Origin of the sequence: Rhizobium sp. NLR16a, from assembly GCF_017948245.1 — a bacterium.
In the GTDB taxonomy this organism is placed as follows: domain Bacteria; phylum Pseudomonadota; class Alphaproteobacteria; order Rhizobiales; family Rhizobiaceae; genus Rhizobium.
This window is the reverse complement of record NZ_CP072865.1, coordinates 2,221,411-2,244,326: the sequence shown is the minus strand read 5'-3', so window position 1 is coordinate 2,244,326 and position 22,916 is coordinate 2,221,411. Positions and strand designations below refer to the sequence as shown.

Genomic DNA, 22,916 nt, shown 5'->3' with positions numbered 1-22,916 from the left:
TGCCAATGCGGCGCACGCCGGTCCCGCCGGGAGCCGCATCCGTGTCGGCCCGGAAGGGAAGTTTCGCCGCATCTTGCGGTTATTCTCGTTTAAGCGAGGGAGGCGGCTCCCGGGAATTGCCGCCGGCCATCGCATTTTGAGGGCGCTTTAGCCCATGAAGGAGACAGGCATGAACCAAGAGGTCATGAATCTTTTCAATCCGCAGGTGCCTGCACAGAATTTCGATTCCATTCGGATTTCGATCGCGTCTCCGGAGAAGATCCTCTCCTGGTCCTACGGTGAGATCAAGAAGCCGGAAACCATCAACTACCGTACGTTCAAGCCGGAACGCGACGGCCTGTTCTGCGCACGCATCTTTGGCCCGATCAAGGACTACGAATGCTTGTGCGGCAAGTACAAGCGCATGAAGTACAAGGGCATCATCTGCGAAAAGTGCGGCGTCGAAGTTACGCTGTCGCGCGTTCGCCGTGAACGCATGGGCCACATCGAGCTCGCTGCTCCCGTTGCCCACATCTGGTTCCTGAAGTCGCTGCCGTCGCGCATTTCGACACTGCTCGACATGACGCTGAAGGATGTCGAGCGCGTCCTCTATTTCGAAAACTACATCGTCACCGAGCCGGGCCTGACTGCTCTCAAGGAGCACCAGCTCCTCTCGGAAGAAGAGTACATGCTCGCCGTCGACGAATACGGCGAAGACCAGTTCACCGCGATGATCGGCGCTGAGGCGATCTACGAGATGCTGGCCTCGATGAACCTCGAAAAGATCGCCGGCGATCTGCGCTCCGAACTTGCCGACACCACGTCGGATCTCAAGCAGAAGAAGCTGATGAAGCGCCTGAAGATCGTCGAGAACTTCATGGAGTCGGGCAACCGTCCGGAATGGATGATCATGAAGGTCGTCCCGGTCATCCCGCCGGATCTGCGCCCGCTCGTTCCGCTCGACGGTGGCCGTTTCGCGACGTCAGATCTGAACGATCTCTACCGCCGCGTCATCAACCGTAACAATCGCCTGAAGCGCCTGATTGAACTGCGCGCTCCCGGCATCATCATCCGCAACGAAAAGCGCATGTTGCAGGAATCTGTCGACGCGCTCTTCGATAACGGCCGCCGCGGCCGCGTCATCACCGGCGCCAACAAGCGTCCGCTGAAATCGCTGTCCGACATGCTTAAGGGCAAGCAGGGCCGCTTCCGCCAGAACCTGCTCGGCAAGCGCGTCGACTATTCCGGCCGCTCGGTCATCGTCACCGGTCCGGAGCTGAAGCTGCATCAGTGCGGCCTGCCGAAGAAGATGGCGCTCGAACTCTTCAAGCCATTCATCTACGCCCGCCTCGACGCCAAGGGTTATTCCTCGACTGTCAAGCAGGCCAAGAAGCTGGTCGAAAAGGAAAAGCCGGAAGTTTGGGATATTCTCGACGAGGTCATCCGCGAGCATCCGGTTCTCCTGAACCGCGCACCGACGCTGCACCGCCTGGGCATCCAGGCCTTCGAACCCACCCTGGTCGAAGGCAAGGCCATCCAGCTGCACCCGCTCGTCTGCACGGCCTTCAATGCCGACTTCGACGGTGACCAGATGGCCGTGCACGTGCCGCTGTCGCTCGAAGCCCAGCTCGAAGCCCGCGTGCTGATGATGTCGACCAACAACATCCTGCACCCGGCCAACGGCGCGCCGATCATCGTTCCCTCGCAGGACATGGTTCTCGGCCTGTACTATCTGTCGATCCTGAACCAGAACGAGCCGGGCGAAGGCATGGCCTTCTCCGATCTCGGCGAGCTGCATCACGCGCTGGAAAACAAGGTCGTGACGCTGCACACCAAGATCCGCGGCCGCTTCAAGTCGATCGGCGAGGATGGCAAGCCCTACTCGAAGATCTATGAGACGACGCCCGGCCGTCTGCTCATCGGCGAACTGCTGCCGAAGAACGGCAAGGTGCCGTTCGACATCTGCAACCAGGAAATGACCAAGAAGAACATCTCCAAGATGATCGACACGGTCTACCGCCATTGCGGCCAGAAGGACACGGTCATCTTCTGCGACCGCATCATGCAGCTCGGTTTCGCCCATGCCTGCCGCGCCGGCATTTCGTTCGGCAAGGACGACATGGTCATTCCGGACACGAAGGCCAAAATCGTCAACGACACCGAAAATCTGGTGAAGGAATACGAACAGCAGTACAATGACGGCCTCATCACCCAGGGCGAAAAGTACAACAAGGTTGTCGACGCCTGGGGCAAGGCGACCGAAAAGGTCGCCGAAGAGATGATGGCTCGCATCAAGGCGGTCGAATTCGATGAGAACACCGGCCGCCAAAAGCCAATGAACTCAATCTACATGATGAGCCACTCCGGCGCCCGCGGTTCTCCGAACCAGATGCGTCAGCTGGGCGGCATGCGCGGCCTGATGGCCAAGCCATCGGGCGAAATCATCGAGACGCCGATCATCTCGAACTTCAAGGAAGGCCTGACCGTCAACGAGTACTTCAACTCGACGCACGGCGCCCGTAAGGGTCTGGCGGACACCGCCTTGAAGACTGCAAACTCCGGTTACCTGACCCGCCGACTCGTCGACGTCGCGCAGGATTGCATCGTTACGCACGTCGATTGCGGCACCGAAACCGGCCTGACCATGACCGCTATCGTCGATGCCGGCCAGGTCGTAGCCTCGCTCGGCGCCCGTATTCTCGGCCGCACGGCGCTCGACGACATCGATCATCCGGTGACGGGTGAGCGCATCGTCGATGCCGGCAAGATGATCCTCGAGCCTGATGTCATCGAAATCGAGAAGGCCGGTATCCAGTCGATCCGCATCCGCTCGGCGCTGACCTGCGAAATCCAGACGGGCGTCTGCTCGGTCTGCTACGGCCGCGACCTTGCGCGCGGTACGCCGGTCAACATGGGCGAAGCCGTCGGCGTCATCGCCGCCCAGTCGATTGGCGAGCCGGGAACCCAGCTCACCATGCGTACCTTCCACCTAGGCGGTACGGCAACCGTGGTTGACCAGTCGTTCCTGGAAGCCTCGTACGAAGGTACGGTGCAGATCAAGAACCGCAACGTGCTGCGCAACTCTGAAGGCAGCCTCGTTGCCATGGGCCGCAACATGACTGTCCAGATCCTGGACGAGCGTGGCGTCGAGCGCTCTTCGCAGCGTGTCGCCTACGGTTCGAAGCTGCATGTCGACGAAGGTGACAAGGTCAAGCGTGGCCAGCGTCTGGCGGAGTGGGATCCTTACACCCGGCCGATGATGACGGAGGTCGCCGGTACCGTTCAGTTCGAAGACCTCGTCGATGGTCTCTCGGTTCTGGAAGCAACCGACGAATCCACCGGCATCACCAAGCGTCAGGTCATCGACTGGCGTTCGACCCCGCGCGGCTCGGACCTCAAGCCAGCGATCGTCATCAAGGACGCCAGCGGCAATGTCGCGAAGCTGTCGCGTGGTGGTGACGCCCGCTTCCTGCTCTCGGTCGACGCCATTCTGTCGGTCGAGCCGGGCACGAAGGTCTCCCAGGGTGACGTTCTCGCCCGTTCGCCGCTCGAAAGCGCCAAGACCAAGGACATCACCGGTGGTCTGCCGCGTGTTGCCGAACTGTTCGAAGCGCGCCGTCCGAAGGACCACGCCATCATCGCAGAGATCGATGGTACGATCCGCCTCGGCCGCGATTACAAGAACAAGCGTCGCGTCATCATCGAGCCGGCGGAAGACGGTGTCGAGCCTGTCGAATACCTGATCCCGAAGGGCAAGCCCTTCCACCTTCAGGACGGCGACTATATCGAAAAGGGTGATTACATCCTCGACGGTAACCCGGCTCCGCACGACATCCTGGCGATCAAGGGCGTGGAGGCTCTGGCTTCCTACCTCGTCAACGAAATCCAGGAAGTCTACCGCCTGCAGGGCGTCGTCATCAACGACAAGCACATCGAGGTGATCGTCCGTCAGATGCTGCAGAAGGTGGAGATCACCGATGCCGGCGACTCGACCTACATCGTCGGCGACAACGTCGACCGGATCGAGCTGGAGGACGTCAACGACCACCTGATCGAGCAGGGCAAGAAGCCCGCCAGCGGCGAGCCGGTTCTTCTCGGCATCACCAAGGCGTCGCTGCAGACCCCGTCCTTCATCTCGGCCGCGTCCTTCCAGGAAACGACCAAGGTGCTGACGGAAGCTGCAATCGCCGGCAAGACCGACGGCCTGCAGGGCCTGAAGGAAAACGTCATCGTCGGCCGCCTCATTCCGGCCGGCACCGGCGGCACCATGACCCAGATTCGCCGCATCGCCACGTCGCGCGACGAGCTGATTCTCGAAGAGCGCCGCAAGGGGACTGGGGCGGCCGTCGCCACCCCGATGCTGCAGGACATGGCCGAAAACGCCCCGGCTGCGGAATAATCCGCAGCCGAGGTCTACGAATTGAAAAACCGCCCGGAGCGATCCGGGCGGTTTTCGTTTGTGCTAGCCTCTGATTGATCGGGGGAGGGAAGGCGTTCCCGTCAGTTGAACCGGATGATCGCGACCTCGCCATCGACCGCACCCTGATAAGCCGAGGCGTGCGGCTCTTCCGCCGGAATTTCGGTCAGCATGCCGATCTGGTCGAGATCGGCCTCGATGAAACCCTCCTCGGCAAGAGCGTTCAAGGCTTCGCGCACGGCGGTGTCGTCATCGGGCGCCTTCAGCAGGATGTGCAGGTCGATGCCTTCGCTTGCCTCGGACTCATAGCCTTTGCCAATGATGATGAAGATCATCGGCCCGTCGAAATTATTGTCGTTATCAGGTGTCGTGATCATCGCCTGTCCTCGGTTCATGGAGATTCGCTTTGTCGAATCCGCTGAGAGGACCTAACGCCGCAATTGCTGATTCCTTAACCGCTTTTGCTGCAAGGCCCAAGTTTTTATCTTGGCGCACGTCCCTGAATGCGTCTAGAAGGATGAAAACAGGGCGTTCGGCCCGCATATCAAGGTGATGCGGCCAAGTTTATTTCTTAACCGGCCTTGACGGAACGGGTGGAAACCAGTAGTACCCCGCCCATCAGATCCCATGTGAGGCTTGGCTGTTCGGGGCGACGCGCCCTGAAGTTCACCTCAAACAAGGTTCTAAACGCACGTTGAAGTCATGATGCTGCACGCATGACGCAGGATTTTATGCGTCCTCTGCTCCTTGTGGTCCATCTGCGGAAGCGGATCGGGCCATATTTTGCGCATTGACGGAAAGCATGCGTCATTGCCGGAGACGGCGTGAGTTCAAGCCCGCAAGGGTACTGAGAAAAACGTAAGGGATGGTTGAATGCCTACCGTAAACCAGCTGATCCGCAAGCCTCGCCAGGCGAACGTAAAGCGTAATAAGGTTCCCGCTCTCCAGGAGAACCCGCAGAAGCGCGGCGTTTGCACGCGCGTCTACACGACCACGCCGAAGAAGCCGAACTCGGCTCTGCGTAAGGTCGCAAAGATCCGCCTGACCAACGGCTTCGAAGTCATTGGTTACATCCCCGGCGAAGGTCATAACCTTCAGGAACACTCCGTCGTCATGATCCGCGGCGGCCGCGTCAAGGACCTTCCGGGTGTCCGTTATCATATCATCCGCGGCGTTCTCGATACCCAGGGTGTCAAGAACCGCAAGCAGCGTCGCTCCAAGTACGGCGCGAAGCGTCCGAAGTAATTCGGTTTTGAATAATCCGGCGCTGCGCGAGGTCCTCCGCGTGATGAAGCGCCTTAACGGTTGAAGAGACGAAAAGTATGTCCAGACGTCATAAAGCAGAAAAGCGCGAGATCAACCCGGATCCGAAGTTCGGTGACCTCGTCGTGACCAAGTTCATGAATGCCATCATGCTCGATGGTAAGAAGTCCGTTGCTGAAAACATCGTCTACGGTGCGTTCGACGCCGTCCAGGGCAAGTCCAAGCAGGAGCCGCTTTCGGTTTTCCATTCTGCGCTCGACAACATTGCCCCGCACGTTGAAGTCCGCTCGCGCCGCGTCGGTGGCGCGACCTATCAGGTTCCGGTCGACGTCCGTCCGGAGCGCCGCCAGGCTCTCGCCATTCGCTGGCTGATTGCCGCCGCCCGCAAGCGCAACGAAACCACCATGATCGACCGTCTGTCCGGCGAACTGCTCGATGCGTCCAACAACCGCGGCTCCGCCGTCAAGAAGCGCGAAGACACGCACAAGATGGCTGACGCCAACCGCGCGTTCTCGCACTATCGCTGGTAATTCCGAACGGTATCGAAAGGCAGTCCACAATGGCTCGCGAATATAAGATCGAAGACTACCGCAATTTCGGTATCATGGCGCATATCGACGCCGGCAAGACCACGACCACCGAGCGTATCCTTTACTACACCGGCAAGTCGCACAAGATCGGCGAAGTCCACGACGGCGCAGCCACCATGGACTGGATGGAGCAGGAGCAGGAGCGTGGCATCACGATCACGTCCGCTGCCACCACGACCTTCTGGAAGGGCCGTGACGGCAAGATGCGCCGCTTCAACATCATCGACACTCCCGGCCACGTCGACTTCACCATCGAAGTCGAGCGTTCGCTGCGCGTTCTGGACGGCGCCATCGCGCTGCTCGACGCCAACGCCGGCGTGGAGCCGCAGACGGAAACCGTCTGGCGCCAGGCTGAGAAGTACAATGTTCCGCGGATGATCTTCTGCAACAAGATGGACAAGACCGGCGCGGACTTCTACCGCTCGGTCGAGATGATCAAGACGCGTCTCGGTGCGACCGCCGTCGTCATGCAGCTGCCGATCGGCGCTGAAAGCGACTTCAAGGGCGTTGTCGACCTCGTCGAGATGAATGCCCTGATCTGGCGCGACGAATCGCTCGGCGCCCAGTGGGACGTCGTCGAAATCCCGGATGACCTGAAGGCCAAGGCTGAAGAATATCGTGAAAAGCTGATCGAGACGGTCGTCGAGATCGACGAAGCTGCGATGGAAGCCTACCTCGAAGGCAACATGCCCGACAACGATAAGATCCGCGAACTCGTTCGCCGCGGCACCATCGACGTCAAGTTCCATCCGATGTTCTGCGGCACCGCCTTCAAGAACAAGGGTGTGCAGCCGCTGCTCGACGCCGTCGTCGACTACCTGCCGTCGCCGCTCGACATTCCGGCGATCAAGGGCATCGACTTCAAGACCGAAGCTGATATCGAGCGTCATGCAGACGACGCCGAGCCGCTTTCGATGCTGGCGTTCAAGATCATGAACGACCCCTTCGTCGGTTCGCTCACCTTCGCACGCATCTACTCCGGCAAGCTCGAAAAGGGCTCCTCGGTTCTGAACACGGTCAAGGACAAGCGCGAGCGCGTCGGCCGTATGCTGCAGATGCACTCCAACTCGCGTGAAGACATCGAAGAAGCCTTCGCGGGCGACATCGTTGCTCTCGCCGGCCTCAAGGAAACCACCACTGGCGATACGCTCTGCGATCCGCTGAAGCCGGTTATCCTCGAGCGCATGGAATTCCCCGAGCCGGTCATCCAGATCGCCATCGAGCCGAAGTCCAAGGGCGACCAGGAAAAGATGGGCCTCGCGCTCAACCGCCTGGCAGCTGAAGACCCGTCCTTCCGCGTGAAGACGGACCAGGAATCCGGCCAGACGATCATCGCCGGCATGGGCGAACTGCATCTCGACATCATCGTCGACCGCATGCGTCGCGAGTTCAAGGTCGAAGCAAACGTCGGTGCGCCGCAGGTTGCTTACCGCGAAACCATCACGCGCCAGACCGAAGAAGACTATACGCACAAGAAGCAGACCGGTGGTACCGGCCAGTTCGCACGTGTCAAGATCATCTTCGAACCGAACCCGGAAGGCGAAGACTTCAAGTTCGAATCCAAGATCGTCGGCGGCTCTGTTCCGAAGGAATACATCCCGGGCGTTCAGAAGGGCATCGAGAGCGTTCTGTCTTCCGGTCCGCTGGCTGGCTTCCCGATGCTCGGCGTCAAGGCGACGCTCATCGACGGCGCGTTCCACGATGTAGACTCGTCGGTCCTGGCGTTCGAAATCGCTTCCCGCGCTTGCTTCCGTGAAGCAGCGAAGAAGGCCGGCGCTCAGCTCCTCGAGCCGATGATGAAGGTCGAAGTCGTCACCCCGGAAGATTACGTCGGTGACGTTATCGGCGACCTCAACTCCCGCCGTGGCCAGATCCAGGGTCAGGAAAGCCGTGGCATCGCGGTTGTCATCAGCGCCAACGTTCCGCTGGCCAACATGTTCAAGTACGTCGACAACCTGCGCTCCATGTCGCAGGGCCGCGCGCAGTACACGATGACCTTCGATCATTACGCGCCGGTCCCGTCGAACGTCGCAACCGAAATCCAGGCAAAGTATTCCGGTCAGAAGTGACCGGAATACCAATTGACCGATAACAAGAATTAGCTCCTCTCGGGGACTAGCAAAACGGAGAGCCGAAAATGGCAAAGAGTAAGTTTGAGCGCAACAAGCCGCACGTCAACATTGGCACGATCGGCCACGTTGACCACGGCAAGACGTCTCTGACGGCAGCGATCACGAAGTACTTCGGTGAGTTCAAGGCGTACGACCAGATCGACGCGGCTCCGGAAGAGAAGGCGCGCGGTATCACGATCTCGACGGCGCACGTTGAGTATGAGACGCCGGCCCGCCACTATGCGCACGTCGACTGCCCCGGCCATGCCGACTACGTGAAGAACATGATCACCGGTGCGGCGCAGATGGACGGCGCGATTCTGGTTTGCTCGGCTGCTGACGGCCCGATGCCGCAGACGCGCGAACACATCCTGCTCGCCCGCCAGGTCGGCGTTCCGGCGATCGTTGTGTTCCTGAACAAGGTCGACCAGGTTGACGACGCCGAGCTTCTCGAGCTGGTCGAGCTCGAGGTTCGCGAGCTTCTGTCGTCCTACGACTTCCCGGGCGACGACATTCCGGTCGTCAAGGGCTCGGCGCTTGCTGCTCTTGAAGATTCCGACAAGAAGATCGGCGAAGACGCGATCCGCGAACTGATGGCAGCGGTCGACTCGTACATCCCGACGCCTGAGCGTCCGGTTGACCAGCCGTTCCTGATGCCGATCGAAGACGTGTTCTCGATCTCGGGCCGTGGTACGGTCGTGACCGGCCGCGTCGAGCGTGGCATCATCAAGGTTGGTGAAGAAGTCGAGATCGTCGGCATCCGTCCGACGTCGAAGACGACGGTGACCGGCGTTGAAATGTTCCGCAAGCTGCTCGACCAGGGCCAGGCCGGCGACAACATCGGCGCGCTGATCCGCGGTGTGAACCGTGACGGCGTCGAGCGTGGTCAGATCCTGTGCAAGCCGGGCTCGGTCAAGCCGCACAAGAAGTTCAAGGCAGAAGCCTACATCCTGACGAAGGAAGAGGGCGGCCGTCATACGCCGTTCTTCACCAACTACCGTCCGCAGTTCTACTTCCGCACGACGGACGTTACCGGCATCGTGACGCTTCCGGAAGGCACGGAAATGGTCATGCCGGGCGACAACGTCACGGTTGACGTCGAGCTGATCGTTCCGATCGCGATGGAAGAAAAGCTGCGCTTCGCTATCCGCGAAGGCGGCCGCACCGTCGGCGCCGGTATCGTCGCTTCGATCGTCGAGTAATTCCTTCGGCCACTCCGGTGGGGTGGCCGATTCGATGACAATATTGTGATGCAGGCGGCGCAAGCCGCTTGCTTATTACACAGAAATGTAGCAAATGGCGCGCGAGCGCGATTTGCGCGCCGCTTTGGATGACGAAGCGGTGACTGAACAAGCAAATAAGGTGGGCTAGAAGGCCCTGAAGACTGGATAGGGATGTCGGGTATCGGCGCCCTCTCGATCTTTGAAACCGGTGGTCCGCCTTAGGAAGAAAGAACAACCCGTGTCTTGTCCAGAGACATGCGGAAAACAAACACAAGGATAACGTCGAATGAACGGCCAAAATATCCGCATTCGCCTGAAGGCGTTCGATCACCGGATTCTCGATGCTTCTACGCGCGAGATCGTGTCGACGGCGAAGCGCACCGGTGCAAGCGTCCGGGGCCCCGTTCCGCTTCCGACCCGCATCGAGAAGTTTACGGTCAACCGGTCCCCGCACATCGACAAGAAGAGCCGCGAACAGTTCGAGATGCGCACGCATAAGCGCCTGCTCGACATCGTAGACCCGACCCCGCAGACGGTAGACGCGCTGATGAAGCTCGATCTCGCCGCCGGTGTCGATGTTGAGATCAAGCTCTGAGCTTGCTCGAGCTGAGTTGGAAGGATTGAACCGATGCGTTCAGGTGTGATTGCACAAAAGGTGGGAATGACCCGCGTCTACAACGACGCCGGCGAGCATGTCCCGGTAACGGTACTGCGTATGGACGGCTGCCAGGTCGTTGCCACGCGCACTGTCGAGAAGAATGGCTATACCGCAGTTCAGCTCGGTGCCGGCCAGGCGAAGGTGAAGAATACGTCGAAGGCGATGCGCGGCAACTTTGCCGTTGCCAACGTCGAGCCGAAGGCCAAGCTCGCAGAATTCCGCGTGTCGGAAGACAATCTGCTGGAGATCGGCACGGAGCTCAAGGCGGGTCACTTTGCCGCCGGTCAGCTCGTCGATGTGACGGGTACGACGATCGGTAAGGGTTTTGCCGGCGCCATGAAGCGCCATGGTTTCGGCGGTCTGCGCGCCACGCACGGTGTGTCGGTTTCGCACCGTTCGCACGGTTCGACCGGCTCGCGCCAGGATCCGGGCAAGGTTTTCAAGAACAAGAAGATGGCTGGTCACATGGGCCAGACGCGCGTCACGACACAGAACCTGGAAGTGGTTTCGACCGACGAAGATCGCGGTCTGATCCTGATCAAGGGTGCTGTTCCCGGTTCCAAGGGTGCCTGGATCATCGTGCGCGACGCCGTCAAGTCGGCCGCGAAGTAAGGGAGCCAGATCAATGGAATTGAACGTCAAGACCCTCGAGGGAAAAGACGCCGGGAAGGTCTCCCTTTCGGACGAGATTTTCGGCCTCGAGCCCCGCGAAGACATTCTCGCCCGCGTTATCCGCTGGCAGCTTGCCAAGAAGCAGCAGGGCACGCACAAGGCAAAGGGCCGCGCTGAAGTCTCGCGCACCGGTGCCAAGATGTACAAGCAGAAGGGTACGGGCCGCGCTCGTCACCATTCGGCTCGCGCTCCGCAGTTCCGCGGCGGCGGCAAGGCCCATGGCCCGGTCGTTCGCAGCCACGAGCACGACCTTCCGAAGAAGGTTCGGGCACTCGGCCTTCGCCATGCCCTTTCGGCCAAGATCAAGGCTGATGACGTTATCGTCATCGACAACCTGGTCGCAGCTGAAGCCAAGACCAAGGCTCTCGCGTCCGCTTTCGAGACGCTCGGCCTGACCAACGCCCTCTTCATCGGCGGCGCAGAGCTTGACGGCAACTTCAAGCTTGCGGCACAGAACATCCCGAACATCGATGTTCTGCCGATCCAGGGCATCAATGTTTACGACATCGTGCGCCGTGGCAAGCTCGTGCTTTCCAAGGCTGCGGTTGAAGCGCTAGAGGAGCGATTCAAGTGACCGATCTTCGCCACTACGATGTGATCGTCTCTCCGGCGATCACCGAAAAGTCCACGCTGGTATCCGAAAACAACCAGGTTGTTTTCAATGTCGCCAAGCAGGCGACAAAGCCGGAAATCAAGGCTGCTGTCGAGGCGCTGTTCGGCGTCAAGGTTACGGCCGTCAACACTCTGCTGCGCAAGGGCAAGACCAAGCGGTTCCGCGGTTTCGTCGGCAAGCAGAAGGACGTGAAGAAGGCTGTCGTGACGCTGGCTGAAGGCCAGACGATCGACGTCTCCACCGGTCTCTGAGGAATAAGAAAATGGCATTGAAAACATTCAATCCGACGACCCCGAGCCAGCGTCAGCTGGTCATCGTGGACCGCTCCTCGCTCTACAAGGGCAAGCCGGTCAAGGCGCTGACGGAAGGTCTGACCAAGAGCGGTGGTCGTAACAACCTCGGCCGCATCACGGCTCGCTTCATCGGTGGCGGTCATAAGCGCAGCTACCGTCTGGTCGACTTCAAGCGTCGCAAGTTCGATGTCGAAGGCACGGTCGAGCGTATCGAATACGATCCGAACCGCACGGCTTTCATCGCCCTGGTGAGCTATTCGGATGGCGAGCAGGCCTACATCATCGCTCCGCAGCGTCTCGCCGCCGGCGACAAGGTCATCGCTTCGGAGAAGGCTGTCGACGTCAAGCCCGGCAACACCATGCCGCTGCAGTATATCCCGGTCGGCTCCATCATCCACAATGTGGAAATGAAGCCGGGCAAGGGCGGTCAGATCGCCCGTTCCGCCGGTTCCTACGCACAGCTGGTGGGTCGAGACCAGGGCATGGCGATCCTTCGCCTGAACTCCGGTGAGCAGCGCCTCGTAAGCGGCATCTGCCTTGCTTCGATCGGCGCCGTCTCCAATCCGGACCACGCCAACATCAACGACGGCAAGGCCGGTCGTACCGTCTGGCGCGGGAAGCGTCCCCATAACCGCGGTGTCGTCATGAACCCGGTCGACCATCCGCACGGCGGTGGTGAAGGCCGCACCTCCGGTGGTCGCCATCCAGTGACACCGTGGGGCAAGCCGACCAAGGGCAAGCGCACCCGGTCGAACAAGTCGACCGACAAGATGATCATGCGCTCGCGTCATCAGCGTAAGAAGTAAGAGAGGAAGTCTCCAATGGCTCGTTCAGTATGGAAAGGTCCGTTCGTTGACGGCTATCTTCTCAAGAAGGCTGAGAAGGTTCGTGAAGGCGGACGTGCAGAAGTGATCAAGATCTGGAGCCGTCGCTCCACGATCCTGCCGCAGTTCGTCGGTCTCACCTTCGGCGTCTACAACGGCAGCAAACATGTCCCGGTCAGTGTCAATGAAGACATGGTCGGTCACAAATTCGGTGAATTCTCTCCGACCCGCACCTACTACGGTCACGGCGCGGACAAGAAGGCGAAGAGGAAGTAACAATGGGCAAGGCAAAAGCCGAACGCCGGCTGAAGGACAACGAGGCGCAAGCAGTCGCCCGCACGCTCCGCGTCAGCCCCCAGAAGCTCAACCTGGTTGCTGCGGCCATCCGCGGCAAGAAGGTCGAGCGTGCACTCGCTGAGCTGGAGTTTTCCCGCAAGCGCATCGCGGGCGCCGTCAAGAAGACGCTCGAATCCGCGATCGCCAACGCCGAGAACAACCACGATCTCGACGTCGACGCACTCGTCGTCGCCGAAGCCTACGTCGGCAAGTCGATCGTCATGAAGCGTTTCCACGCTCGTGGCCGCGGTCGCGCGTCGCGCATCGAAAAGCCCTTCGCGCACCTGACGATCGTCGTTCGTGAAGTGCAGGCAGCAGAGGAGGCCGCATAATGGGTCAGAAAATCAATCCGATCGGTTTCCGTCTCGGCATCAATCGTACCTGGGATAGCCGCTGGTTCGCGGACAATGCCGAGTATGGCCAGCTGCTGCACGAAGACCTGAAAATGCGCAAGTTCGTGATGAGCGAACTGAAGCAGGCCGGGATCTCCAAGGTGGTTATCGAGCGTCCGCACAAGAAGTGCCGCGTCACGATCCACTCGGCTCGTCCGGGCCTGATCATCGGCCGCAAGGGCGCCGACATCGACAAGCTCCGCAAGAAGCTGTCCGATATGACCAACTCGGAAACGCACCTCAACATCGTCGAAGTGCGCAAGCCCGAAGTCGACGCAACTCTGGTCGCTCAGTCGATCGCCCAGCAGCTCGAGCGCCGCGTGGCTTTCCGCCGCGCCATGAAGCGCGCCGTTCAGTCCGCGATGCGTCTTGGCGCCGAGGGCATCAAGATCACCTGCGCCGGCCGTCTCGGCGGTGCGGAAATCGCCCGTACGGAATGGTACCGTGAAGGTCGCGTGCCGCTGCACACGCTGCGCGCCGACATCGACTACGGCACGGCAGAAGCAGAAACCGCATTCGGTATCTGCGGCATCAAGGTCTGGATCTTCAAGGGCGAAATCCTTGAGCACGATCCGATGGCTTCCGAACGTCGCGCGCTGGAAGGCGACGCACAGGGTCCGGCAAGCCGCGAACGCGACCGTGGCGATCGTCGCCGCGAACGCGACAACGCGTAATTAGCGCTGGCGAAAGATAAGCTCGGAGAAGTAAGAAAATGTTGCAGCCAAAGCGTACTAAGTACCGCAAGCAGTTCAAGGGCCGCATCAAGGGCGTCGCCAAGGGCGGTTCTGACCTGGCATTCGGCGAATTCGGCCTGAAGGCTCAGGAGCCCAACCGCGTCAACGCACGCGAGATCGAAGCGGCTCGCCGCGCGATCACGCGTTACATGAAGCGCGCCGGCCGTGTATGGATCCGCGTGTTCCCGGACGTTCCGGTAACCGCAAAGCCCACCGAAGTCCGAATGGGTAAGGGTAAGGGCTCCGTTGAGTACTGGGCATGCAAGGTCAAGCCCGGTCGTATGATGTTCGAGATCGACGGCGTCAGCGAAGAGATCGCCCGTGAGGCGCTTCGTCTCGGCTCTGCCAAGCTCTCGGTCAAGACGCGCTTCGTACAGCGCATTGCAGAGTAAGGATTGAGCTCATGAAAGCCTCAGATGTTCGCGCGTTGACCGCCGACCAACTCAAGGACGAGCTTGCCAAGCTGAAGAAGGAGCAGTTCAACCTGCGCTTCCAGAAGGCGACCGGCCAGCTCGAAAAGTCCTCGCGCATCAACGAAGTCCGCAAGGACATCGCCCGCGTGAAAACCATTGCCCGCCAGAAGGCGGCAGAAGTTAAGGCCTAAAGGAAGAAAAATATGCCGAAGCGCATCCTGCAGGGCGTCGTCGTTGGCGACAAGAACGAGAAGACGGTAGTGGTTCGTGTCGAGCGTCGTTTCGCTCACCCGCTGCTCCAGAAGACCGTTCGTCGTTCCAAGAAGTACAAGGCCCACGACGAGAACAACCAGTACAAGATCGGCGATACCGTATCCATCGAGGAATGCGCGCCGATCTCCAAGGACAAGCGCTGGACGGTGATTGCCGCCCAGGGCAAGTAACAGAATTTTGGCCGAGGCCTTGCGTCTCGCCGAAATATCTGTATGAAGCAGCGTCAGAACGCTCGAATGCCGGGCGTTCTTTTGCTTTGAGCGCACGGAAGGTCCCGTTCGGGAAACCACCCTGGCACGATCGACCCCGCGCTATTCAGCTATGCCGTGTTGTTGCCTGCCGTTACGGCAGGTCGGCCGGCGAACATTTTCATAAGCCGGGGTAGGGGGCTTAGGCCCAACCATTCCGGTAAACCAAGAAGGCGACCTGATATGATTCAGATGCAAACAAACCTCGACGTCGCGGATAATTCCGGCGCACGTCGTGTCATGTGCATCAAGGTGCTGGGCGGCTCGAAGCGCAAGTATGCCTCGATCGGCGACGTCATCGTCGTTTCGATCAAGGAAGCGATCCCGCGCGGCCGTGTGAAGAAGGGTGACGTGATGAAGGCGGTTGTCGTTCGTACCGCCAAGGACATCCGTCGTCCGGATGGCTCGGTCATCCGCTTCGACACCAACGCAGCAGTCCTCATCGACAACAAGAAAGAGCCGATCGGCACCCGTATCTTCGGACCGGTTCCGCGCGAACTTCGCGCCAAGAACCACATGAAGATCATCTCGCTGGCTCCCGAAGTACTGTAAGGAGCGAACGATGCAGAAGATTCGTAAGGGCGACAAGGTCGTCATGCTCGCTGGCAAGGACAAGGGCCGCACCGGCGAAGTCGTACAGGTTATGCCGAAGGAAGATCGTGCGGTCGTCCGTGGCGTCAACGTCGTCAAGCGCCACCAGCGCCAGACGCAGGCCCAGGAAGCCGGCATCATCGCCAAGGAAGCTCCGGTTCACCTGTCCAACATTGCAATCGTCGACAAGGACGGCAAGCCGACCCGCGTCGGTTTCAAGGTCGTTGACGGCAAGAAGGTCCGTGTGGCCAAGCGTTCTGGAGAAGTGATCGATGGCTGAGGCAAAGTACGAGCCGCGGCTCAAGAAAGAATATGTCGAGCGCATCCGCAAGGCGATGCAGGAGAAGTTCTCCTACGCCAACGAGATGATGATCCCGAAGCTTGACAAGATCGTTATCAACATGGGTGTGGGCGAAGCCACGGCTGACTCCAAGAAGCCGACCGTTGCTGCTGCCGACCTGGCTGCCATCGCTGGTCAGAAGCCGGTCATCACCCGTGCACGCAACTCTATCGCTGGCTTCAAGGTCCGCGAAAACATGCCGATCGGCGCGAAGGTCACCCTGCGCGGCGCCCGCATGTACGAGTTCCTGGATCGCCTGGTCAACATCGCGCTCCCGCGCGTTCGCGACTTCCGCGGCCTGAACCCGAAGAGCTTTGACGGCCGTGGCAACTTCGCCATGGGCATCAAGGAGCACATTGTGTTCCCAGAAATCAACTACGACAAGGTTGATCAGATGTGGGGCATGGACATCATCGTTTGCACGACGGCGACGACCGACGACGAAGCACGGGCTCTCCTGAAAGAGTTCAGCTTCCCGTTCCGTCAATAACCGTAACGACGAGCGTAGAAAAGGAACCTGACATGGCGAAGACAAGCGCAGTTGAAAAGAACAAGCGCCGCCGTACTACGGTCGCCAACCAGGCCGCTAAGCGGGCTGCGTTGAAGGCGATCATCATGAACCAGGCTCTTCCGATCGAAGAGCGGTTCAAGGCCTCGATCAAGCTGGCATCCCTGCCGCGCGATGGATCGAAGACCCGTATTCGCAACCGTTGCGAAGTTTCGGGGCGTCCGCGCGCATATTACCGCAAACTGCGCATGTCGCGTATTGCGCTGCGTGAACTGGGCAATCTCGGCAAGGTGCCGGGCATCGTCAAGTCGAGCTGGTAAGGAGCAGGTTAGATGACAATGACTGATCCGTTGGGCGATATGCTCACCCGTATCCGTAACGGCGCTTCCCGCCGCAAGTCGTCGGTTTCGACGCCTGCGTCCAAGCTCCGCGCACGTGTTCTCGATGTCCTGCAGTCCGAAGGCTACATCCGTGGCTATTCCGTTGTCGATTTCGGCAATGGCAAGTCGGAGCTCAGCATCGAGCTGAAATATTATGAAGGCGCATCGGTGATCCGTGAGATCGGCCGTGTGTCCAAACCGGGCCGCCGGGTTTATGTCTCGGTCAAGTCCATTCCGCAGGTCGCGAACGGCCTCGGCATCACCATCCTTTCGACTCCGAAGGGTGTGATGGCCGATCACCAGGCTCGCGAACAGAACGTTGGTGGCGAGGTTCTTTGCTCGGTCTTCTAAGATTGGGCAGGGATCTCCATAGCGAACAGACAGGATTGAAACATGTCTCGTATCGGTAAGAAGCCCGTTCAGGTGCCTGCTGGGATCACGGCTACGGTCGATGGCCAGAAGGTTACCGCAAAGGGCCCGAAGGGCGAGCTGTTTTTCGTTGCTAACGACGAAATCAGCCTCAAGCTCGAAAACAACGCGGTCGTTGTAACGCCCGTGAACCAGACCAAGGATGCGCGTTCGAAGTGGGGCATGTCCCGCACGATGATCGAAGGCATCTTCAAGGGCGTCAAGGACGGCTTTGAGCGCAAGCTCGAAATCAACGGCGTCGGTTACCGCGCCGCCCTGCAGGGCAAGAACCTGCAGCTGGCCCTCGGCTTCAGCCACGACGTGATCTATGAGCCGCCGGTCGGCATCACGATCGCCGTTCCGAAGCCGACTGAAATCGTTGTCTCCGGCATCAATAAGCAGCAAGTCGGTCAGGTCGCCGCTGAAATCCGCGAATATCGCGGTCCTGAGCCCTATAAGGGCAAGGGCGTCAAGTACGCTGACGAGCGGATCGTCCGCAAAGAAGGCAAGAAGAAGTAAGGATCACGCGAAATGGCTAGCAGGAAAGAAGCACTTGCACGTCGTGCCAACCGCGTGCGCCGTCATCTCAAGTCGGTGGCCAATGGCCGTCCGCGCCTGTCGGTTCATCGCTCCTCGAAGAACATCTATGCCCAGATCATCGACGATGTGGCTGGCAAGACGCTTGCGTCTGCCTCCACTCTCGAGAAGGATCTGCGCGGTTCTCTGAAGACCGGTGCCGATACCGCCGCCGCTGCTGCAGTGGGCAAGCTCGTCGCCGAGCGCGCCTCCAAGGCCGGCGTGTCGGAGGTCGTGTTCGACCGTGGCGCCTTCATCTATCATGGTCGCATCAAGGCTCTTGCCGAAGCGGCCCGCGAAGGCGGTCTCACCTTCTGATCAGTTTCCGGCCGGACGCGTCAAGCGCCGGCCGGATATTCGCCGGACCGCGGCACTCTCCAAAAGGGGAGGCTGATGCGGTCCACATTTGTTTGCCGATTGCACCCGGAAAAGAAAAAGGAAGAGGACAATGGCACAGGAAAGAAGGCCGCAGCGGGAAGACCGCCAGAGCCGTGAAGAGCGCGATAGCGAATTCGTCGACAAGCTTGTCGCGATCAACCGCGTCGCCAAGGTCGTCAAGGGCGGCCGTCGTTTTGGTTTCGCAGCACTCGTCGTCGTCGGCGACCAGAAGGGCCGCGTCGGCTTCGGCCATGGCAAGGCACGCGAAGTGCCGGAAGCCATCCGCAAGGCAACCGAAGCCGCCAAGCGCGAACTGATCTTCGTACCGCTGCGTGACGGCCGTACGCTGCATCACGACGTTCATGGCCGCCATGGCGCCGGCAAGGTGCTGCTGCGCTCGGCCAAGGTTGGTACCGGTATCATCGCCGGTGGTCCGATGCGCGCCGTATTCGAAACGCTCGGCATGCACGACGTCGTCGCCAAGTCGACCGGTTCGTCGAACCCCTACAACATGGTTCGCGCCACCTTCGACGCTCTGAAGCACCAGGTTCACCCGAAGGACATCGCAGCTCAGCGCGGCATCAAGTATGCAACGCTGCAGGCTCGTCGTAGCGCCTCCGGCAACGCCTCTGAAGAATAAGAGGAGCTGACCAATGGCCAAGGCTACCAAGAAGGCTGAAGCGAAGACTGTCACGATCGAACAGATCGGCAGCCCGATTCGCCGTCCGGACGTCCAGCAGCGCACGCTGATTGGTCTCGGACTGAACAAGATGCACCGTCGCCGCACGCTGGAGGATACTCCTTCCGTTCGCGGCATGATCCGTGCTGTCCAGCATCTCGTTCGCATCGTCGACGAGAAGTGAGACGGAGGAAACGCTCATGAAACTCAATGAAATCAAGGACAACGAAGGCTCCACCCACAGCCGCAAGCGCCTCGGCCGCGGTATCGGTTCGGGCTCCGGCAAGACTGCTGGTCGCGGTGTCAAGGGTCAGAAGTCCCGTTCCGGCGTCGCCATCAACGGCTTCGAAGGCGGCCAGATGCCGATCTATCGTCGCCTGCCGAAGCGCGGCTTCAACAACATTTTCGCTTCCGACTTTGTTGTCGTGTCGCTTGCTCGCATTCAGGCGGCAATCGACGCCGGCAAGCTCGATGCCAAGGCGACTGTTGACGCAGCTGCGCTAAAGGCCGCCGGCGTTATCCGCCGCGCCAAGGACGGCGTTCGCGTTCTCGCTGACGGCGAGCTCAAGGCCAAGATCACCATCGTCGTCGCAGGCGCTTCCAAGCCCGCCGTCGAGAAGATCGAAAAGGCCGGCGGCACAGTGACGCTGCTTTCGGCTCCGGCTGCAGCAGAATAATATCTGATGATATATCGCCCGGGGTGCTTCACACCGGGCGATTTTGCTCCCATATGTGGGCCTCACAAAAACTTGGCTGGCGCCCCCGCGTCATGCCGGTAAGACTGGAAAACAAGGGTGAGGCATGGGGTTGCGCTGCAATCCGTCCAAAACCCAGTTTTGAATTATTTTCATACTGATTCCGGGGCCGGTATTTCCCCAGAGACGCCGGAATTGGTAGGGCGGAGAATCGCATGGCTTCTGCAGCGGAACAATTGGCATCCAACCTCAATTTTTCGACCTTTGCCAAAGCCGAGGATTTGAAGAAGCGCCTGTGGTTCACACTGGCGGCTCTCCTCGTCTACAGGCTCGGCACCCATATCCCGCTTCCGGGTCTCAATCCCGAAGCCTATGCCCAGGCGTTCCGCGGCCAGGCAGGCGGTATTCTCGGCCTTTTCAACATGTTCTCGGGCGGCGCCGTTCAGCGCATGGCGATCTTTGCGCTCGGCATCATGCCCTATATCTCCGCTTCGATCATCGTGCAGCTGATGACTTCGGTCGTGCCGACGCTTGAAAACCTGAAGAAGGAAGGCGAGCAGGGTCGCAAGATCATCAACCAGTACACCCGCTACGGCACCGTCATTCTGGGTGCGCTCCAGGCATACGGCATTGCCGCCGGCCTCGAGAGCGGCCAGGGTCTTGTCGTCGATCCGGGCTGGTTCTTCCGTATTTCCACCGTTCTGACGCTGCTCGGCGGCACGATGTTCCTGATGTGGCTCGGCGAGCAGATCACCTCGCGCGGTATTGGAAACGGCATTTCGCTGATTATCTTCGCCGGTATCGCAGCCGGCCTTCCGAGCGCTCTTGCCGGCACGCTCGAACTCGGCCGCACCGGCGCGCTGTCGACCGGCCTCATCCTGCTCGTCATCATTGTCGCGATCGCCGTCATCGGTGTCATCGTCTTCGTGGAGCGCGCCCAGCGCCGGCTGCTGATCCAGTATCCGAAGCGCCAGGTCGGCAACCGTATGTTCCAGGGCGATACGTCGCACCTGCCGCTGAAGCTCAACACATCGGGCGTGATCCCGGCGATCTTTGCCTCTTCGCTCCTGCTTCTGCCGGCGACGGTCGCGGGTTTTGCCAACACCACGGCGATGCCTGCCTGGGCGACGTCGATCGTTGCCGCCCTCGGTCATGGCCAGCCGCTCTACATGGTGCTCTATGCGGCGCTGATCGCCTTCTTCGCTTTCTTCTATACGGCCATCGTCTTCAATCCGAAGGACACGGCCGACAATCTGAAGAAGCATGGCGGCTTCATTCCCGGCATCCGTCCGGGTGAGCGCACTGCCGAATATATTGACTACGTGCTGACCCGCATCACGGTGATTGGCGCCATCTATCTCGTCTTCGTCTGCATCCTCCCGGAGATTCTGGTGTCGCAAACCGGCATTCCATTATCCCTTGGTGGGACTTCGCTTTTGATCGTGGTTAGCGTAACTCTTGATACGGTTGCACAGATCCAGGGTCACCTGATCGCGCAGCAATACGAAGGCCTGATCAAGAAATCGAAGTTGCGAGGAGGAAAGAGGGGGCGATGAGACTTATCCTTTTGGGGCCGCCGGGCGCGGGCAAGGGAACCCAGGCCCAGCGGATCGTGGAAAAGCACGGCATTCCGCAGCTTTCTACGGGAGACATGCTGCGTGCGGCGGTCAACGCCGGCACGGAGGTCGGCAAGCGCGCCAAAGCGGTGATGGATGCCGGCAAGCTGGTCTCGGACGAGATCGTCATCGCCATTGTCTCCGAGCGAATCGATCAGCCCGATTGCGCCAACGGTTTCATTCTCGACGGTTTCCCCAGGACGCTCGTCCAGGCGGACGCCACCGAGGCGATGCTGAGGGCGAAGGGTCTAGGTCTCTCTGTCGTCATCGAATTCCGTGTCGACGATGCCGAACTGGTCCGTCGTGTTGCCGGCCGCTATTCCTGCGCACAGTGCGGCAGCGTCTATCATGACACTGACAAGGTTCCGGCCAATGAGGGCGTGTGCGACAAGTGCGGTTCCACCCACTTCAAGCGCCGCCCGGACGACACTCCGGAAACCATGACGGCCCGGCTGCAGGTCTATTACAAGGAGACCTCACCGCTGATCGGCTACTACCATGCCAAGGGCAAACTCAAGTCCGTGGACGGCATGGCGGAGATCGATCAGGTGACCGCCGAAGTCGAAGCCATTCTTTCCAAGCTTTAAGGCTTTGAAAATAAAACTTGGCGGAACGGTTGCTTTTCAGCAGTGATTCCGCTAAACACCGCGCCAACTCGCGACATTCCATGCGATCGGCGCGGATTTCCCAGGGAAGTCCGGGTTCGGTCGTATTGACATGTTGCGGACCTAATTTGAACGGGCGGTTCTCAAGGACCGCATAACGAAGCCCACTTGCCGGATGGCAACTGGAATGCAAGGAGAACAGGCGTGGCACGTATCGCTGGCGTCAACATCCCGACTGCAAAGCGCGTGGTCATCGCGCTGACCTACATTCACGGGATCGGTCCGAAATTCGCACAGGAAATCGTCGAGAAGGTCGGTATTCCGGCTGAACGTCGTGTGCATCAGCTGACGGACGCTGAAGTCCTTCAGATCCGCGAAACCATCGACCGTGATTATCAGGTCGAGGGTGATCTTCGTCGCGAAACCGCGATGAACATCAAGCGTCTGATGGATCTCGGCTGCTACCGCGGCCTGCGTCATCGTCGCGGCCTTCCGGTCCGCGGCCAGCGCACGCACACCAATGCCCGCACCCGCAAGGGTCCGGCAAAGGCAATCGCTGGCAAGAAGAAGTAATTTCCGGGAAACCGGGGTGGGGAGGCTGGCGGTCCGCGCTGGCCTCTTTTGAGTTTGGAGCGGGACCATATAGGCGCCGTTCCGGTGTAGCCGCTGGTATTACGGCGGTGAAGAGATCAACGAAAGGAATAGCATGGCTAAGGAAGCCGTCCGCGTTCGCCGTCGCGAGCGCAAGAATATCTCGTCGGGTGTCGCTCACGTCAACTCGACCTTCAACAACACGATGATCACCATCACTGATGCGCAGGGCAATGCGATCGCCTGGTCGTCGGCTGGCGCCAAGGGCTTCAAGGGCTCGCGCAAGTCGACCCCCTTCGCTGCCCAGATCGCTGCCGAAGACTGCGCCAAGAAGGCCCAGGAACACGGCATGAAGTCGCTGGAAGTCGAAGTCTGCGGTCCGGGTTCGGGTCGTGAATCGGCTCTGCGCGCGCTCCAGGCTGCAGGTTTCATGATCACGTCCATCCGCGACGTGACGCCGATCCCGCACAATGGCTGCCGTCCGCGCAAGAAGCGCCGCGTCTGATCATC

The 22,916-nt window shown here is 60.0% G+C and carries 31 protein-coding genes; 30 read left to right on the top strand and 1 reads right to left on the bottom strand.

Annotation, left to right across the window (positions count from 1 at the left end; genetic code table 11):
• Window positions 1-169: 169 nt before the first annotated feature.
• Window positions 170-4,378: a DNA-directed RNA polymerase subunit beta' gene (gene rpoC, locus J7U39_RS11045; RefSeq protein ID WP_064801902.1), complete on the top strand. Its 4,209-nt coding sequence runs from the start codon at window positions 170-172 to the stop codon at window positions 4,376-4,378.
• Window positions 4,379-4,479: 101 nt separating this feature from the next.
• Here rpoC and J7U39_RS11040 read toward each other — a convergent pair whose 3' ends face one another.
• On the bottom strand, window positions 4,480-4,773 hold the full coding sequence (locus tag J7U39_RS11040; protein ID WP_085777819.1) for a transcriptional regulator: 294 nt from the start codon (window positions 4,771-4,773) through the stop codon (window positions 4,480-4,482).
• A gap of 496 nt (window positions 4,774-5,269) precedes the next feature.
• Between J7U39_RS11040 and rpsL the strand changes: the two genes are divergently transcribed.
• The 29 genes from rpsL (at window position 5,270) to rpsK (ending at window position 22,911) form a co-directional block, all read left to right on the top strand.
• Entirely contained in the window at window positions 5,270-5,641 is a 372-nt protein-coding gene (gene rpsL / locus J7U39_RS11035) for a 30S ribosomal protein S12 (RefSeq protein ID WP_003547537.1), read from the top strand.
• Between the two features lie 77 nt (window positions 5,642-5,718).
• Window positions 5,719-6,189 carry a 30S ribosomal protein S7 gene (rpsG, locus tag J7U39_RS11030; RefSeq protein ID WP_004669085.1) on the top strand — a complete coding sequence of 157 codons (471 nt, stop codon included), beginning with the start codon at window positions 5,719-5,721 and terminating at the stop codon, window positions 6,187-6,189.
• Window positions 6,190-6,218: 29 nt separating this feature from the next.
• Window positions 6,219-8,318: an elongation factor G gene (fusA, locus tag J7U39_RS11025; RefSeq protein ID WP_210628248.1), complete on the top strand. Its 2,100-nt coding sequence runs from the start codon at window positions 6,219-6,221 to the stop codon at window positions 8,316-8,318.
• 68 nt (window positions 8,319-8,386) lie between these two features.
• Window positions 8,387-9,562 (top strand): elongation factor Tu, encoded by a 1,176-nt coding sequence (gene tuf, locus J7U39_RS11020; RefSeq protein ID WP_011424970.1) that lies wholly within the window; start codon window positions 8,387-8,389, stop codon window positions 9,560-9,562.
• Between the two features lie 307 nt (window positions 9,563-9,869).
• Window positions 9,870-10,178 (top strand): 30S ribosomal protein S10, encoded by a 309-nt coding sequence (rpsJ, locus tag J7U39_RS11015; RefSeq protein WP_003547547.1) that lies wholly within the window; start codon window positions 9,870-9,872, stop codon window positions 10,176-10,178.
• 33 nt (window positions 10,179-10,211) lie between these two features.
• Window positions 10,212-10,853 carry a 50S ribosomal protein L3 gene (gene rplC, locus J7U39_RS11010; protein ID WP_004674916.1) on the top strand — a complete coding sequence of 214 codons (642 nt, stop codon included), beginning with the start codon at window positions 10,212-10,214 and terminating at the stop codon, window positions 10,851-10,853.
• Between the two features lie 13 nt (window positions 10,854-10,866).
• Window positions 10,867-11,487: a 50S ribosomal protein L4 gene (gene rplD, locus J7U39_RS11005; RefSeq protein ID WP_004674918.1), complete on the top strand. Its 621-nt coding sequence runs from the start codon at window positions 10,867-10,869 to the stop codon at window positions 11,485-11,487.
• A complete protein-coding gene (locus J7U39_RS11000) occupies window positions 11,484-11,777 on the top strand; it encodes a 50S ribosomal protein L23 (protein ID WP_003547550.1) in 294 nt (97 codons plus the stop codon). Before rplD ends, J7U39_RS11000 begins: the two co-directional genes overlap by 4 nt.
• An 11-nt stretch (window positions 11,778-11,788) precedes the next feature.
• A complete protein-coding gene (gene rplB, locus J7U39_RS10995) occupies window positions 11,789-12,625 on the top strand; it encodes a 50S ribosomal protein L2 (RefSeq protein ID WP_184452872.1) in 837 nt (278 codons plus the stop codon).
• A gap of 15 nt (window positions 12,626-12,640) precedes the next feature.
• Complete coding sequence (gene rpsS / locus J7U39_RS10990; protein WP_007531666.1) at window positions 12,641-12,919, top strand: 30S ribosomal protein S19; 279 nt, start codon at window positions 12,641-12,643, stop codon at window positions 12,917-12,919.
• 2 nt (window positions 12,920-12,921) lie between these two features.
• Window positions 12,922-13,311: a 50S ribosomal protein L22 gene (gene rplV, locus J7U39_RS10985; protein WP_004674922.1), complete on the top strand. Its 390-nt coding sequence runs from the start codon at window positions 12,922-12,924 to the stop codon at window positions 13,309-13,311.
• Window positions 13,311-14,045, top strand: a complete 735-nt coding sequence (gene rpsC / locus J7U39_RS10980) for a 30S ribosomal protein S3 (RefSeq protein WP_003573793.1) — start codon at window positions 13,311-13,313, stop codon at window positions 14,043-14,045. Before rplV ends, rpsC begins: the two co-directional genes overlap by 1 nt.
• 38 nt (window positions 14,046-14,083) lie before the next feature.
• On the top strand, window positions 14,084-14,497 hold the full coding sequence (rplP, locus tag J7U39_RS10975) for a 50S ribosomal protein L16 (RefSeq protein ID WP_003573792.1): 414 nt from the start codon (window positions 14,084-14,086) through the stop codon (window positions 14,495-14,497).
• Between the two features lie 11 nt (window positions 14,498-14,508).
• On the top strand, window positions 14,509-14,709 hold the full coding sequence (rpmC, locus tag J7U39_RS10970; protein ID WP_004674925.1) for a 50S ribosomal protein L29: 201 nt from the start codon (window positions 14,509-14,511) through the stop codon (window positions 14,707-14,709).
• Between the two features lie 12 nt (window positions 14,710-14,721).
• Entirely contained in the window at window positions 14,722-14,961 is a 240-nt protein-coding gene (gene rpsQ, locus J7U39_RS10965; protein ID WP_004674926.1) for a 30S ribosomal protein S17, read from the top strand.
• A gap of 261 nt (window positions 14,962-15,222) precedes the next feature.
• Window positions 15,223-15,591 (top strand): 50S ribosomal protein L14, encoded by a 369-nt coding sequence (rplN, locus tag J7U39_RS10960; RefSeq protein ID WP_003573790.1) that lies wholly within the window; start codon window positions 15,223-15,225, stop codon window positions 15,589-15,591.
• A 10-nt stretch (window positions 15,592-15,601) separates the two neighbouring features.
• The gene (gene rplX, locus J7U39_RS10955) at window positions 15,602-15,910 is read left to right on the top strand and encodes a 50S ribosomal protein L24 (protein WP_210628247.1); all 309 of its coding nucleotides are present in this window, start codon (window positions 15,602-15,604) and stop codon (window positions 15,908-15,910) included.
• On the top strand, window positions 15,903-16,460 hold the full coding sequence (gene rplE / locus J7U39_RS10950; protein ID WP_004674930.1) for a 50S ribosomal protein L5: 558 nt from the start codon (window positions 15,903-15,905) through the stop codon (window positions 16,458-16,460). Before rplX ends, rplE begins: the two co-directional genes overlap by 8 nt.
• A 32-nt stretch (window positions 16,461-16,492) precedes the next feature.
• On the top strand, window positions 16,493-16,798 hold the full coding sequence (gene rpsN, locus J7U39_RS10945; protein ID WP_003573787.1) for a 30S ribosomal protein S14: 306 nt from the start codon (window positions 16,493-16,495) through the stop codon (window positions 16,796-16,798).
• A gap of 12 nt (window positions 16,799-16,810) precedes the next feature.
• On the top strand, window positions 16,811-17,209 hold the full coding sequence (rpsH, locus tag J7U39_RS10940; protein ID WP_003547562.1) for a 30S ribosomal protein S8: 399 nt from the start codon (window positions 16,811-16,813) through the stop codon (window positions 17,207-17,209).
• Between the two features lie 42 nt (window positions 17,210-17,251).
• Window positions 17,252-17,785 carry a 50S ribosomal protein L6 gene (gene rplF / locus J7U39_RS10935; protein ID WP_008521309.1) on the top strand — a complete coding sequence of 178 codons (534 nt, stop codon included), beginning with the start codon at window positions 17,252-17,254 and terminating at the stop codon, window positions 17,783-17,785.
• A 12-nt stretch (window positions 17,786-17,797) separates the two neighbouring features.
• Window positions 17,798-18,160, top strand: coding sequence for a 50S ribosomal protein L18 (gene rplR / locus J7U39_RS10930; protein ID WP_210628246.1), 363 nt, complete (start codon window positions 17,798-17,800; stop codon window positions 18,158-18,160).
• Between the two features lie 130 nt (window positions 18,161-18,290).
• The gene (gene rpsE, locus J7U39_RS10925) at window positions 18,291-18,860 is read left to right on the top strand and encodes a 30S ribosomal protein S5 (protein ID WP_003573784.1); all 570 of its coding nucleotides are present in this window, start codon (window positions 18,291-18,293) and stop codon (window positions 18,858-18,860) included.
• 13 nt (window positions 18,861-18,873) lie between these two features.
• Window positions 18,874-19,083 (top strand): 50S ribosomal protein L30, encoded by a 210-nt coding sequence (gene rpmD, locus J7U39_RS10920; protein ID WP_011424988.1) that lies wholly within the window; start codon window positions 18,874-18,876, stop codon window positions 19,081-19,083.
• A gap of 16 nt (window positions 19,084-19,099) precedes the next feature.
• On the top strand, window positions 19,100-19,576 hold the full coding sequence (gene rplO / locus J7U39_RS10915; RefSeq protein WP_210628245.1) for a 50S ribosomal protein L15: 477 nt from the start codon (window positions 19,100-19,102) through the stop codon (window positions 19,574-19,576).
• A gap of 233 nt (window positions 19,577-19,809) precedes the next feature.
• Window positions 19,810-21,150, top strand: a complete 1,341-nt coding sequence (secY, locus tag J7U39_RS10910) for a preprotein translocase subunit SecY (protein ID WP_085777822.1) — start codon at window positions 19,810-19,812, stop codon at window positions 21,148-21,150.
• The gene (locus J7U39_RS10905; RefSeq protein WP_210628244.1) at window positions 21,147-21,797 is read left to right on the top strand and encodes an adenylate kinase; all 651 of its coding nucleotides are present in this window, start codon (window positions 21,147-21,149) and stop codon (window positions 21,795-21,797) included. Before secY ends, J7U39_RS10905 begins: the two co-directional genes overlap by 4 nt.
• A 222-nt stretch (window positions 21,798-22,019) precedes the next feature.
• Entirely contained in the window at window positions 22,020-22,388 is a 369-nt protein-coding gene (gene rpsM, locus J7U39_RS10900) for a 30S ribosomal protein S13 (RefSeq protein WP_011424992.1), read from the top strand.
• A gap of 133 nt (window positions 22,389-22,521) precedes the next feature.
• Window positions 22,522-22,911: a 30S ribosomal protein S11 gene (gene rpsK / locus J7U39_RS10895; RefSeq protein WP_003547577.1), complete on the top strand. Its 390-nt coding sequence runs from the start codon at window positions 22,522-22,524 to the stop codon at window positions 22,909-22,911.
• The last annotated feature ends 5 nt before the right edge of the window (window positions 22,912-22,916 follow it).